General features: G+C 56.1%; 11 protein-coding genes. 3 read left to right on the plus strand and 8 right to left on the minus strand.

Annotation, left to right across the window (positions count from 1 at the left end; all coding sequences use genetic code 11):
- Positions 1-5 precede the first annotated feature (5 nt).
- A complete protein-coding gene (locus BLR44_RS24095) occupies positions 6-1,400 on the minus strand; it encodes a sialate O-acetylesterase (RefSeq protein ID WP_089687032.1) in 1,395 nt (464 codons plus the stop codon).
- A gap of 523 nt (positions 1,401-1,923) precedes the next feature.
- Here BLR44_RS24095 and BLR44_RS24100 point away from each other — a divergent pair.
- A complete protein-coding gene (locus BLR44_RS24100) occupies positions 1,924-2,340 on the plus strand; it encodes a DUF2116 family Zn-ribbon domain-containing protein (RefSeq protein ID WP_089687034.1) in 417 nt (138 codons plus the stop codon).
- Positions 2,341-2,667: 327 nt separating this feature from the next.
- Here the strand turns inward: BLR44_RS24100 and BLR44_RS24105 are convergent, their stop codons facing one another.
- From BLR44_RS24105 to BLR44_RS24135, 7 genes are all read right to left on the minus strand, one after another.
- Positions 2,668-3,321 carry an HAD family hydrolase gene (locus tag BLR44_RS24105; protein WP_218127173.1) on the minus strand — a complete coding sequence of 218 codons (654 nt, stop codon included), beginning with the start codon at positions 3,319-3,321 and terminating at the stop codon, positions 2,668-2,670.
- A gap of 77 nt (positions 3,322-3,398) precedes the next feature.
- A complete protein-coding gene (locus BLR44_RS24110) occupies positions 3,399-4,244 on the minus strand; it encodes a glycosyltransferase family 32 protein (RefSeq protein ID WP_089687038.1) in 846 nt (281 codons plus the stop codon).
- Positions 4,245-4,555: 311 nt separating this feature from the next.
- The gene (locus tag BLR44_RS24115) at positions 4,556-6,172 is read right to left on the minus strand and encodes a sodium:solute symporter (protein WP_089687040.1); all 1,617 of its coding nucleotides are present in this window, start codon (positions 6,170-6,172) and stop codon (positions 4,556-4,558) included.
- Between the two features lie 39 nt (positions 6,173-6,211).
- Complete coding sequence (locus BLR44_RS24120) at positions 6,212-6,913, minus strand: L-ribulose-5-phosphate 4-epimerase (RefSeq protein WP_089687042.1); 702 nt, start codon at positions 6,911-6,913, stop codon at positions 6,212-6,214.
- Positions 6,914-7,013: 100 nt separating this feature from the next.
- Positions 7,014-8,549 (minus strand): alpha-N-arabinofuranosidase, encoded by a 1,536-nt coding sequence (locus BLR44_RS24125; protein WP_089687044.1) that lies wholly within the window; start codon positions 8,547-8,549, stop codon positions 7,014-7,016.
- A 123-nt stretch (positions 8,550-8,672) separates the two neighbouring features.
- Positions 8,673-10,163, minus strand: a complete 1,491-nt coding sequence (araA, locus tag BLR44_RS24130; RefSeq protein WP_089687046.1) for an L-arabinose isomerase — start codon at positions 10,161-10,163, stop codon at positions 8,673-8,675.
- A 250-nt stretch (positions 10,164-10,413) separates the two neighbouring features.
- A complete protein-coding gene (locus BLR44_RS24135) occupies positions 10,414-12,048 on the minus strand; it encodes a ribulokinase (protein WP_089687048.1) in 1,635 nt (544 codons plus the stop codon).
- Between the two features lie 396 nt (positions 12,049-12,444).
- On the opposite strand from BLR44_RS24135, the gene BLR44_RS24140 reads away from it, so the two are divergent.
- Together BLR44_RS24140 and BLR44_RS24145 are read left to right on the plus strand one after the other, a co-directional pair.
- Complete coding sequence (locus BLR44_RS24140; RefSeq protein ID WP_176956191.1) at positions 12,445-13,056, plus strand: RNA polymerase sigma factor; 612 nt, start codon at positions 12,445-12,447, stop codon at positions 13,054-13,056.
- Between the two features lie 157 nt (positions 13,057-13,213).
- Positions 13,214-14,299, plus strand: coding sequence for a FecR family protein (locus tag BLR44_RS24145; RefSeq protein WP_143017446.1), 1,086 nt, complete (start codon positions 13,214-13,216; stop codon positions 14,297-14,299).
- Positions 14,300-14,309 lie beyond the last annotated feature (10 nt).

Genomic DNA, 14,309 nt, shown 5'->3' on the forward strand with positions numbered 1-14,309 from the left:
GATAGTTACTTTGAATCAATTTCCCAGTGGTCGGTACGAAACGCCGAAGCGGGTAAACCATCGGTGTTGAACAAGTTGGGCTCGGCCGTATTACTCCAGGCAAACCGCACGGCAACCGGCTTTTTAACGCCAGAGGCCCGCACAACTACGGTATTGCCATCAATTTTGGCCTGGGCCGGCACAAAGTCCCGGTCTTCGCCCGCCACTTCAAAGTGCGTGAGCGCCCCCCCTTTCGCCAGCAGTCCTTTTTCGGCATGGTCGAAGTAAAGGCGAATTTTTCGCCCTTCTACCTTCATGTCCCGGTACAGCGGTCCTGAATAAGGAACCTGTGCCTGGCCGTACGTCTGGTTCAATGCCCATCCGGCCAGGCGCAGCCCTACGTCCAGCTTGTTGCGGGGATGGATGTCGTTCGCGTTGCCAATGTCGCTGATTACCACCATACCGGTTCGCGGGGTGGCCATGGCTTGCCGTTGCGCGTCGCGCAGCAACACACCCGCCAGAGGACGATCGTATTTGTAAGGGGCAATCTGCACGTAATAAAATGGGAACTCTTGCCCCCACTCGGTGCGCCAGTTTCGGATCATGGCTGGCAACAAATCGGCGTATTTTTCCGGGACAACCGTGTTCGCTTCTCCCTGGTACCAGAGCGCACCGGCCAGACGGTACGGAATCAGCGGGGCGATCATCGCATGATAGGCCAGTCCGGGTTGTTCGGGGCCCCACGGCACCTTCGGCAACTGACGCGCAGCGGCAACGAGCGATGGATCTTGCGCCAGCGCATCAGGATTGATCCACACTTCGGCGGGCGTCCCACCCCAGCTGCTGTTGATCAGCCCCACGGGTCTCTGCAAGTTTTTGTGCAGTTGTCGCCCGAAAAAGTAGCCCACCGCACTAAAGTCCGGCATGGTTTGCGGCGTGCACACGACCCACGCTCCTTCCAGATCCAATTGCGGCACGGCAGAGGTACGTTTCGTAACGTTAAAAAAGCGAATTTCCGGGTAATTTGCCTCCCGAATGGCCCCTTCGGCCCCTTCTATGCCCGCCCGGGCAGTCCACTCCATGTTCGATTGACCGGAGCAAAGCCAGACTTCACCGATCAGGACATCCTCAAATTTGATGGTATTGTACCCTTGAAACGTAAGCGAGTACGGCCCACCCGCCGCAGGTGTTGGTACCTGAACACGCCAGGTGGCATTGTGGTCGGCGGTCACCTTTACGGGGGCGGCCTTCCACCCCGGCGTAATGGTGATTTCCTCTAAGGGATTGGCCCACCCCCACAAGGTGACAGTGTCGTTCTGCTGAAGCACCATGTGCTCGCCGATGATGGCCGGCAGGTTTACGTTCGCGTAGGTGGAACAAACCGAAAATGCACTCAAAAGCAGCGCAAGAAAGATTTTCATAAGTGATGGGGAGTAAAACGTTAAGATAGCGGAAAGTCGAAAGGCACGGCCTTCCTCTGACGGCGAACTTAACAACTCGCGGAAAATTGGGCACACCTGCGCAAAAAATAAAGCCTATGTCAAAGGTATGCCCTCGCGGGTATGCCTCCCAACATAGACTTACTGTTTTAGGGATACGGTCTGAGGGTATGCGGTAGGCCAACGATCTCCCCTGTCGCTGCGTATGCACTCAGAGTGGTATGCCTCAAATTGCGGGGTATGCCCGATCGGGTATGCCCCAAAGGTGTACACCTGATTGCTCAGGTGAACTGGCTTTATACAATCTGTCCAGTGAAAAGCGACTGGTGTATGACCGCAGACGAGTAAGAGGTGCTCCAATCTCTGACCCAGGGGCCGCGGTTATGCGTTTCAGATTGCTGTATGAAGCGCGATGTTTCGTACAGCAATGATCAGAAAAAACAATAACTTAGCCGTGTTAAAACTCGAGTAGATACGGATATACACGTATTTCAACACGGAAGCTATGGCCACCAGAGAATGTCCTCAGTGCGGAACCCCCATTGTGGGGAGGATCGATAAGAAATTTTGCTCCGACCAGTGTCGCTTTTTATACAACAACCGGCAGAAACGGGAAAGCGAGATCACCATCGGTAATGTCAACCAGGCCCTTCGGAAGAACCGTTCGATCCTTAAAACGTTGAACCCCATTGGGTTAACAGAAGTACGACGCGAAGTGATGGTGAAGATGGGCTACAACTTTCACTTCTTTACGCACGTGTACCGCACACAGAAAGGTGGCGTCTACTACTTCTGCTATGAGTATGGCTATACGTTTGTCAAGGAGAACGATAAAGTCAAATTGGTTACCTGGCAGGATTATATGCCTAAAGAAGTTTCTGACGTACTCTACCAAAACCGGTTCGATTCACCCGCCGAGTAGTGTAACTGCTAGAAAATGCTTATGGACAGATAATTACTCCCGGCAAACGGATAAGGGATTCCCAGCTACCTTATGCGCTCGCTTTAACACAAAGATCCTTTATTTTTTTATATTTCAAAGAATAGGCTCTCCGTTTTTTTCTATTCTCTTCTGCTTTCTTACAAGTCAATTCCACACGTTTGGTGACGAGGCAGTCACCGTTCAACGTCATAAAGTACCGCAACCGACATCCGCAATCGGAAGCTTTTAAAAAGAACCCGAGCCGACAGTGCAGTACCATCGGCTCGGTTGCCAATCAAATTGAATCACGCGCTAGAGTCCGGCCGCTCAGCTTATCAGCTCTTCTTCCAACCGGACGGAGGTATAGTCAGGCACGCATCGGCGTACGCTCGGGATCGACGTAAATTCCTCGGATCGGTGGGTTGTGGTAATGACGATGCACTTCATGCCCGCATTGTAAGCCGTTTTTGCGCCGGTAGGCGAATCCTCAAAAACCAAGCAGTGTTCCGGCGCTACGCCCAATTGGTCGGCTACCTTCAAGAACACTTCCGGATCGGGCTTGCCTTTGGTCACGTCGTGGGCCGTGACAATAGCCCCAAAATAGTCACGAATGCCGAGGGTATCCACCACAAAATCAACATTCTCTGGTCGCGCCGCCGTGCCGATTCCCATCTTGAGGCCTCGCTTTTTTCCTTCGTCCAGAAGACGGTGCAAGCCATCCACCAGCTTCAGGTCGGGTAGGAATACCTCGCGGTAAAGCGCCTCTTTGGCATACGAAATGGCGTCGCGCTCCTCGAACGTGTATTTATCACCAAACAAACGCACCAGAATGTCGTCGTTGGTTCCGTGGCACTTCGCCACGACTTCGTCTAACGAGAGGGATAACCCCACTTCCGCCAGTTTCTGTTGCCAGGCACGGTGGTGCACCATCATGTTGTCCACCATGGTGCCGTCCATATCGAAAATAAGACCTGTGTGCACGTATGTTGAAGAAGCGTTGACGCAGATCACCGCCTACGCCACTCTGTTGGAATTTGCTGAACAGCCGTATGGGATGTTTACTTCCCGGCCTGGAGGCTTACGGGCGAAGCGCTCTTCGGCGAACGGAACGCCACGCGACGAGCCTCATCCAGCCAATCGGGCCGCAAGGTTTTTCTGCGCCGCAGTAACAAAGCGTTGAAGTACACATCACGGTACTCGGAACTGAAGATGCGGCGGAACGAACGCAACTGGCGCGTGAGCCACGTAATTCGGTAAGAAGCCGTCAGCTTGCGCGTCGTAAAATTGGTGGGCTGGCTGTTGCTTTTGGTCCAGGAGCCGCTGCAATGGTGAATGGAAAACCCCTGTTCGCGCTGCCAGGCAGGTTTCTCAAAGTACTCCTTGGGATAAATGGAGATCTTGTGCTTGTCGCTTTTCCAGCGTTGTCCGTTCAGCAAAAAGTCAGGCAGGTTGTTGATGAAGTAATGGGTAAACACCCGGTTGTTCACTGGCCAGCAGCCAGACCGAATGTGCTTGTATTCTTCCAACACATCGCCAATCACCGGATGAGCGGGTGGGCTGTAGATCACGGCGGTTCCCAAAGCACAGTTTTGAATATATCCCATGATCAGGCAGTCGCTTTCGTGCTCCAGCAGGCGAAACGGCTTGATCAGTTCTACGTCGGTATCGAGGTAAAATCCGCCTTGTTCGTACAGTTTCTGAAGACGCACCACGTCGGACAGGAAGCTCCACCGCCGCTCGGCTAACGCTTGTTGAGCATAAGGGTAATCGGTGATGTCCGAATTTTTGTCGTTCCATTCACAAAACTCGAATTCCGGATTCAACCGCTGCCAATCGGCGATGTTTTCGGCCACTTGGGGCGGAAGCGAACTTCCGAACCAGCAATAATGAACTTTTCTAACCATAAATTTATATCGCTCTTTGCTGGTGCTGTTCCATATTCGCAGGGTGTGGTTGGGAATAAGGGAGCACGCGTTGGAAATGTAAGTTTGCGAGATAGTCAGCTATACGAGAATAGGTGAAGCAAGTCGTGGTGAAAAGTAGGGTTTTCAAAATAGGAATAACCTTACATCGTCCGCTTTGTGCTGACTGTCTCTAAACAAAAATAGGCAGATTTCTTGATAAGCCAAGAAATCTGCCCGGTAAAGCGTTTGTGCGTACCCTCGCCTAAACGGCTTTCAGGGTACAAGAAAAAGGTAACGTACTGATGCTCAGGTTACCCATTAAAACTAATCATAACATACGCGACCAGCGCCAGCACGATCAACGAAGTGACAATATCCCACACGGTGTAGCTGTTGCGGTTTTCTGCTTTTTGTTCCGGTGAAATGGAACCGAACGTCAGGCCCTGAATTTTTTCGGGAGCCGGCGCTGGTGTCAGAAGACTCACCACGACACAGACCGTTACGCAGACCAGGAAGAACCACGCCGCGAAGGTCAGGAAGTTGGTCGCCGCAAAGACGTGCAGTAACCCATCGGGATCCAGCGAATCGCGCATCAATTCCAATCCGATGCGCAAAATGGCCACTACCAACCCGAAGACCAGAGTCGCCAGCGCACCCTGCGAATTGATCCGCTTGAAGAAAATACCCAACAGAAAGACCGCCGTAATGGGCGGCGCAATGTACGACTGCACGGACTGAAGGTATTCGTACAGCACACCGGAAATGTTCTGCATGATGGGAATCCAGAGGATGCCCAGCACCACTACCACGCCGGTCGAGATCCGCCCGATGTTCAGTAGTTTGCTCTCCGGCGTATCCGGATAGAGTTTCTTGTAAATGTCGACGGTGAAGAGCGTAGAACACGAGTTGAAGACCGACGCCAGCGAACTCATCAGCGCCGCCAACAGACCCGCTGCTACTAGACCGCGCAGGCCGGCAGGCATTTTGTTCATCAGCAGAGAGACAAAGGCTTCATCGGCCGAATCCCACTGCAACTCGCCCTGGTTTTTCAACGCCAGGGAAATAACGCCCGGAATCAGGAACAGGAAGATGGGGAGAAGTTTCAGCAACCCGCCGAAAATTGTACCGCGTCGCCCCTCTTTGATGCCTTCGGCTGCCAGCACACGCTGCACGATGTACTGGTCTGTACACCAATACCACGTCCCGACGATTGTGCTGGTAATCACCAGGCTCGGCCACGGAAATTCCGGATCGGTAGCCGGGCGCCACATGTCCAGGTAGCCTTCCGGAAGCGAAGCTTTTACGTTGGCCCATCCCCCGGCGGCATCCAAACCGACCACCGTGAGGGTTACGGCTCCGATCACGAGGATCACGGTCTGAATGGCCTCGGTATAGACCACCGCACGCATCCCGCCCAACACGGTGTAGACCCCGGTCAGAATCACCGTAATAAGCGCCCCGGTCCAGAAGTCGATTTGCAACAGCGAGGCGATCACAATGCCCCCGGCATAGACCGTTACCGACACTTTGGTCAGCACATAGGCCAGCAGAGAGAAGACGCTCAAAAACCAGCGTGCCCGCTCATTAAACCGCCGCTCCAGAAATTCGGGCATGGTGAATACGCCACTGCGGAGGTAAAACGGCAAAAACACCCACCCCAGCGTAATGACCAGCCAGGCGTGGAGTTCGTAAATGAGTAGCGGAATTTTGCCACCGGCCCCGGAGCCGGCCAGTCCCACCACGTGTTCCGAACCGATGTTGGAAGCAAAAATGGAGGCACCGATCACGAACCAGCCCATGTTGCGGCCCGCCAAAAAGTAATCTTCAGTGTTCTCGTTTTTTTGTCGAATGACCCAGACCGCTACGCCGAGTAGGATCATAAAATACACCCCGATCATAATCCAATCGAGGGTTTCGAATCGCTGCATAAGTGATTGCTTAAAAGGGTTTAAGTAGTTGTTTTCGTATTAATTCTGCCCATAATAGGCATTTTTCCCGTGTTTGCGGAAATAATGCTTGTCGATGAGCGACTGTTTGATGGGGGGCGTATTCGGGTTGATGGTCAGCGTCAGGTACGCCATGCGCGCCAGCTCCTCCATCACCGTGGCGTTGTACACGGCCTTGGCGGCGCTTTTCCCCCAGGCAAACGGACCGTGGCAAGCCACCAGCACCATCTCGACTTCCTGCGGCGAAAGCCCTTGGTCGCGGAACACGTTCAGGATCTGATGGCCGGTTTCCAGTTCGTAGTCGCGCTCGATCATCTCGTCCGACATCACCTCCGTCACCGGAATGGACGCCACCAGGTGGTCGGCGTGGGTGGTGCCGAGGTTCGGAATGGACCGCATCGCCTGCGCCCACGCCACCGCATAAGCCGAATGCGTATGGCAAATCCCCCCAATGGTGTCGAAGTGTTGGTAGAGCAGTACGTGCGTTTTCGTATCGGACGAGGGCCGCATCGTTCCTTCCACAATCTGATTGTCGAAGTCGACAATGACAATATCGTCCGGCTTCAGGTCGTCGTAGGCCACGCCGCTGGGCTTAATGCCGATGACTCCTTCCTTTCGGTCGATGCCGCTGACATTGCCGAAAGTGTAGATCGCCAGCTTCTGCCGCGGAATTTCCAGGTTGGCTTCGTAGACTTCCTCTTTCAAGGATTGGTATTTCGACATGAGATTTAATTTTGAGTGATGGAGTTAAAAGTGGAAAGCATAAGGTTTTAGGTACTTCTACCACGCGTTAACCGTACGCTTTCCACTTCTAACGTTCAACTTATTGCAATTCCAGCACCACAACCGAGGCCGGGGGCATCGATACGGTCAGGGTTTCGCCTTTCAGTTTCGCGCCTTTAAACTCGGTGGGCTGCACTTTGTTCGGTTGGTCGAATGTGTTGTAATCCTGGATTTTGCCCGAAGCCAACACCCGTCCCGAAACCTTAGAGGCCTTCATGCCCCGTAAGTTAATCGGTACCTCCTGTTTTTTTGTCGGATCGATGTTGGTCAGCGTAATGTGGATCTTGCCGCTTTGGTCTTTCGAGGCCGAAGCCGACACCGCCGGCAGCGCACGCCCGTTCAGTTCGAAGTTGGCTGTTTCCACGGTCAGGGGCAGCATCAGCGCGTCGTGGTGGACGTTGTACATCTCGAATACGTGATAGGTCGGCGTCAGCAGCATTTTGTTGCCATCGGTCAGCGCCACGGCCTGCAACACGTTGACGGTCTGCGCGATGTTGGCAAGCCGAACGCGGTCGGCGTGGTTGTTGAAGATGTTGAGCGTAGCACCGGCGATCATCGCATCGCGCATCGTGTTCTGCTGGTAAAGGAAGCCAGGATTCGTGCCGGGCTCCACGTCGTACCATCCCCCCCACTCGTCTACCACCATGGCCAGGCGTTTCTTGGGATCGTACCGGTCCATGATCGCCCCGTGCCGCTGAATCAGTTCTTCCATTTGCAGCGCCTTTTCCATCGTTTGGAAGTACTCCTCCGTCGAGAAATTCGTGGCCGACCCTTTGTCGCTCCAGTTGATTACGGAGTAGTGGTGGAAGCCCAGACCGCTCATGGTGTGCAGCGGCACGTTTTTCATGAGGGTTTCTGTCCAGTGGTAGTCGGCCGAGTTGGCCGTAGAAGGCAACCGGAACAGACGAGGACCGCCGTAGTCGCGGATGTAGTTGTTGTAGCGCTTGTAGACGTCGGCGTAGTACTCGGCGGTCATGTCGCCACCACAGCCCCAGTTTTCGTTGCCGATGCCAAAAAATTGTACGTTCCAGGGTTGTTCACGGCCGTTTTCAGACCGCAGTTTGGCCATCGGTGCGCCGCCCGGATGGTTCAGGTACTCGACCCACTCGACCATTTCCTGCACGGTGCCGCTGCCCAGGTTACCGTTGATGAACGGCTCGGCCCCCAGCTGCTGGCATAGCTCCATGAACTCGTGCGTCCCGAAGCTGTTGTCTTCCGTCGTGCCGCCCCAGAAGATGTTGATCATCGACGGACGGTCTTCTTTCGGCCCGATGCCGTCTTTCCAGTGGTAGGTATCGGCAAAACAGCCTCCTGGCCAGCGCAGGTTGGGCACGCCCATTTTTTTCAGCGCCGCGACCACGTCGTTGCGCATTCCGTTCGTGTTCGGAATGTCGGAATCTTCACCGACGTAAAAACCGCCGTAAATACAGCGCCCGAGGTGTTCGGCAAAATGCCCGTAGATGTGGCGGCTAATGGTGTCTTTCGCCAGGTCGGCGTTGACCACGACCCGGTTCTGCGCCCACGCGGACGACAAAACGCCGATCAGCAGGCCCAAGGTGTAACAAATGCGTTTCATGTTTGGAAGATGGAATGGACTAGATAAATGTGTATAAAGTCAGATGATGGATGAAAAGGAAAAGTAGGGAGAACAGCACGCTGCGCTCCCCCTTATAGATGCTCTGCGCCAAGCACTTCGCGCCTAGCGATAATATGCTTCGCTCCAGCGCAATTCGTTGCGGAACCGGCGCAGCTGTGTGTCTTTGTCGATCACGACCAGTTCCACGCCCACCATATCGGCGAAGTCGGCGATGTATTCGGTCGTGAGGTTCTGGCTGTACACCGTATGGTGCGCACCGCCGGCGTAGATCCAGGCTGCACAGGCCGTCGTCATGTCGGGTTGGGGTTTCCAGAGGACGCGTGCCACGGGCAGTTTGGGCAGTTCTTCCTGAGCCGGTACGGCGTCGACTTCGTTCACCAGCAGGCGGAAGCGGTTGCCCATGTCGATCAGCGACACGTTCAGAGCCGGACCGCCCGCCGCGTTGAACACGAGCCGAACCGGGTCTTCTTTCCCGCCGATGCCCAGCGGATGGATCTCACACTTGGGTTTGCCGTCGGCGATCGATTCGCAGATTTCGAGCATGTGCGAGCCGAGCACCAGCCGGTTCGACGGATCGAAGTGGTAGGTATAATCCTCCATGAACGAGTTGCCGCCCGGCAGCCCGACCGCCATCACTTTCAGCGCCCGCACCATCGCCGCGGTTTTCCAGTCGCCTTCACCTCCGAAGCCGTAGCCCATGCCCATCAGGCGCTGGGACGCGATCCCCGGCAGTTGTTTCATGCCGTGCAGGTCTTCGAACGTATCGGTGTAACCTTTGAAATGGCCCTCTTCCAGGAATTGCTTCATGCCCAGCTCGATCCGGGCGGCGTCGCGCAGCGACTCGTGCCGCTCGCCTCCTTTCAGGAGCACGTCCATCAGCGTATAGCGGTCGCCGTATTCTTCGCAGAGGCGGTCGACGTCGGCTTCCGACACCGCATTGATGACCTGCACCAGATCGCCGATGCCGTGGGTGTTGACCGAGAACCCAAACTTCAGTTCGGCTTCCACTTTATCGCCATCGGTCACGGCCACCTGCCGCATGTTGTCGCCGAAGCGCACAAACTTGGCCCCTTGCATGTCGAACCGGGCCGCGGCCACGCGCATCCAGATCGCGATGCCCTTCAGCACGTGTTCTTCCTGCCAGTGGCCGACGATCACCTTGCGTTCCAGGCGCATGCGCGACATCATAAACCCGAATTCGCGGTCGCCGTGCGCCGACTGGTTCAGGTTCATGAAGTCCATGTCGATGCTGTCCCACGGAATGTCGCGGTTGAATTGCGTGTGCAGGTGGAGCAACGGCTTCTGCAAAAATTTCAGGCCGGAGATCCACATTTTAGCGGGCGAAAACGTGTGCATCCAGGCGATCAGGCCGATGCAGTTCGGGGCCACGTTGGCCTCCTGACACAGTTTCGTGATTTCGTCGGGCGTTTTGACCACGGGTTTGAACACCACCCGCACCGGCAGGTGCTCGGACCGATCGAACGATTGCGCGATGGTCTGCGAATGCTCGGCGACCTGACGCAGGGTCTCTTCGCCGTACAAATGCTGGCTGCCCGTGACAAACCAGACTTCAAATTGCTTTAGATCAAGCATGGATAAGGGAAAAGTTATCGGTTGATACGTTATCGTTGAACAGAATTAAGATCTCAAGAGGCAGCGTTCAAGTCGCAGGTTCAAAAGCCAACCGGCGGGCTCATTCTGTCCAGGATCTTCTGACTTCTAGAAAAAAGGATGCTTTGTTTCGTGACCAGATCTCGCACCACGGCGGGAAGCAATCCGGTATGCTGAAGCAACTCACTGGCATTCGAGGTGACATAGCTGCGTCTCCGGCCTCCCGAGCGCATCAGCCCTCCACAAATGCGCCGAAGGCTACGTATTTCTCGTACAGTTTCTGGTAGACCGCCGACTGTTCCGGGCGAGGCTCGTAGACGGCATCGAAGCCGGACGACATGGCCCGTTGCGCTTCTTCCATTGTTTCGTATTCGCCCGCCGCCACGGCCGCGCACATGGCCGCGCCCAACGCACAGGCCTGGTCGGCACTGGCAATTTTGATGGGCATGTTCAGCACGTCGGCCAGCGTCTGCATCACGAACGGGGATTTTTTCGCCACGCCCCCGATGCCGATCACCTGCCGGATCGGCACGCCCTCGTCCACAAACCGGTCGACGATGCTTTTGGCACCGAACGCGGTGGCTTCGACCAGGGCTTTAAACACGCGCGCCGTATCGCTGCCCAGGTTCAGACCCATCATCGCCCCTTTCAGCGTATGGTTGGCGTCGGGCGTGCGGCGTCCGTTGAACCAGTCGAGCGCGACCGGATCGTTTTCGGTAACCGGCAGCTGCGCCGCCTGGTCGGCCAGGTGCGGAATGAGTTGCTTCGCCAGTTTTTTCTTCGTGGCTTCGTCATCAATCAGGTCGTTGACGGGCCCCAGCACCAGCCGTTGCAGCCACGCATACACGTCACCGAACGCCGACTGACCCGCCTCCATGCCCAGCATACCGGGGATGATGGAGCCATCCACCTGCCCGCAGATGCCCTGCACCAGCGTATCTTTCACTTCGTCGGTCGGCGCAATGAGCATGTCGCAGGTCGACGTACCCATCACCCGCACCAACGCGTACGGCTCGATGTGCGCGCCTACCCCGCCCATGTGCGCATCGAAGGCGCCAACGCCAATGACGGCCTCGGGAGAGATGCCCAGCTTTTCGGCCCATTCGGGCGAAATGGTGCCCATGGGTTGGTCGGACGTATACGTTTCCCGATAGAGTCGCCCGCGCAAACCGCGCAACAGCGGGTCGAGGGTGGTCAGAAATTCTTCGGACGGCAGGCCGTCGAACTCTTCGTGCCACATGGCTTTGTGCCCGGCCGCGCACCGCGACCGTTTCAACGCGAGCGGATCGGTCTGGCCCGTTAGCACGGCCGACACCCAGTCGCAGTGTTCGATCCATGAAAAGGCCTTCTCGCGCACGGCCGGGTCGACCCGCAGCGTATGCAGAATCTTCGCCCAGAACCACTCGGACGAGTAGATGCCGCCGACGTACTTCGTAAAGTCGACTTTCCAGTTGTGGGCCAGCGTGTTGATCTCTTCTGCCTCCTGGTTGGCCGTGTGGTCTTTCCAGAGGATGAACATGGCATTGGGATTCTCGGCAAACTCGGGCAGCAGGGCCAGCGGCGTACCGTGGCGATCGACCGGCGCGGGCGTAGAGCCCGTCGTGTCGACCGAAATGCCGATGATGTGCTCGGCCACCTCAGCCGGGGCCTGACGGAGGGCCTCGGTGATGGACGACTCGAGTCCTTCCAGGTAATCGAGGGGATGCTGGCGGAATTGCGAATGGGGGGCATCGCAATACAACCCTTGTTTCCAGCGCGGGTATTCGTACACGGCGGAGCCAACTACGTTACCGTTGTGCGTATCGACAATCATGGAACGCACGGAATCGGTGCCGTAATCCACTCCTATGACGTAGTGGTTTTTCATGAGTAGGTGTTGGTAGTTCCTCAAATCTGGCAAGAAAAAATCGCTTTCACGAATCTTCGCCCGGTCCGGCGACGTTTGCGCGGCAGCATCGTATTCCTTTTGTGCTATGATTCTGCCAATGCAAACGCATTGCGCAAGCCAAAGTGCAATCCTTTTCACAAGGCCAGAAGCCAGCAAGAACGCCCCTCAAGCACTCAAACGAACGACTCAAAAAAGTGCAATAAAAAAAATTTACCCGCTCGACGAAAGATTGGCTGAGAAAGCCCCTGCCCGCCGAAACAAAGGTTTTTTCTGCTCAAAAATTCGATTTAACCTTTCGGGTGTTTTTTTGTTTTATGTAAAAAAATGGATAGGTTGCTTCCGTCCTCCAACCGTACTGATCTTGTTCCCACCCTCATGGAAAGCTCGTCTCCCCTCCGCGTTGAGCCGCAGGCCGAGTGCCAGCTCTGGCAGGCGTTTCTCGACGGAAGCGATGCGGCCCTGAGCGAGCTATACCGGCGCTACGCCGACCGCCTTTACAGTTACGGACGGCAGTTTACCGCGCAAGACGAACTGGTGCTCGACACGGTGCAGGAAGTCTTTTTTACCCTGATCAAAAGCCGGACCACCCTCAACGCCGCCGTCTCGGTCAAGTTTTACCTGTACGCTAGTTTCCGTCGATTGCTGTTCCGGCAACTGAAACGCGAACGGAAGTGGGTGCTGAAAGAAGAAATGCCCGAAGCGGAAGGCTTTCAGATTACCCTCGAACCGGAGTTTCTGACGCGCTACACGCTCGACGAAAAACGGCTGATCGAAAACGCCTGCAACCGCTTGCCCAAACGGCAGCGCGAAATCCTCATGCTGTTCTATTACGAAGGCCTTTCCTACCGCGAAGTGGCCGACGTGATGGGCCTGGCCAATCCGAAAACGGCCCGCACGATGCTCTACCGCGCGGTCGACTCGCTCGGCACGCTCCTCTCGCCTCACAAAGAACTTCTCCGCGTGGCGCTGCTTTTTATCGGCGTGTAGCGGATTGTCCACGGCGGCACGAAACAAAGGAGCAATCGCCGTTTCTCCCGTCTCCTGACACCCTCCCCCGGTCTTCCGAAAAATTTTTCTACTTTTTTTGTGGTCGTTTTCAACGGGCCTGCCTCTTCTGGATTGTACGCTTTTCCGGCGCTTTCCTATGGCATTCCTTCCAACATCTACGGCCGATTTCCTGACGAACGAATCGTTCGTGCAATGGGTGATGGCCCCCACGCCCGCCTCCGAACAAACGTGGCAGGCCTGGCTGCGTGAACATCCCGACAAACGGGAAATGTTGCAGGAAGCACGGGTGCTGCTGGGCGCAATTCGCCTGAAAGATACGCACCGTATTCCTGAGGCGCGCAGCCGCCAGATACTGGAACATATCCAGCGCTACCAGCAACACGAAAAACAGCACCCCACGCGCAGCGCACCGCTGCACACCGAACGGCAGGCAGCCGAACGCCGGCGGAGTCGCGTACGCCCGTTGCGCCACGTAGCGTCTGCCCTGGTGGCGGCGTGCCTGCTCCTGGGAGGGTTCTTCCTGGCGCGGCCTTACCTGAACACCTTGCTGACGGAAGAGGCCGCCGCGCCGGTCGCTTACATTACGCAGGAGGTGCGGCCCGGGCAGAAAATGACGCTGCAACTCGCCGACGGCACCACGATTCGCCTCAACGCGTCCAGCACGCTTCGCTACCCCGAACAGTTTTCGGATACGTTGCGGAAGGTGTATTTGACGGGACAAGCCTTTTTTCAGGTAGCGCACAACGCGCAGGCGCCTTTCATCGTGGAGACGCCGCATTTCTCGACCCGCGTGTTGGGAACCTCGTTCGACATCAACGCTTATCCGGACCAGCCGCATCAGCACGTTGCCCTGGTAACGGGCAAGGTGGAAGTCGCGACGCAAACGGGCGCGACAGCCCTGCTCAACCCCTCGGAGATGAGTTCGTACGACGAAAGCTCGGGCGACCTGACCACCTCGACGTTCGACGTAGAAACGATGACCGGCTGGAAAGACGGCCTCCTGATCTTCGACCATACGCCCTTCGAGGAAGTGCTGCCGACGCTGGCCAACTGGTACGGCGTGGAATTCGTGCTGGAAGACGGCTTCCGGCTGCGCGGCACCTACAGCGGCCGGTTCACCCACGAGTCGCTCGAAAACGTGCTGGTGGGGATGTCGTATTCCGCCTCGTTCCAGTACCGCATCGCCCAGCAGAAAGTGTACCTCTCGGCCGCCCGCGAATGACCTGAGATCC

The sequence above is a fragment of the Catalinimonas alkaloidigena genome (assembly GCF_900100765.1).
GTDB lineage: Bacteria > Bacteroidota > Bacteroidia > Cytophagales > Flexibacteraceae > Mooreia > Mooreia alkaloidigena.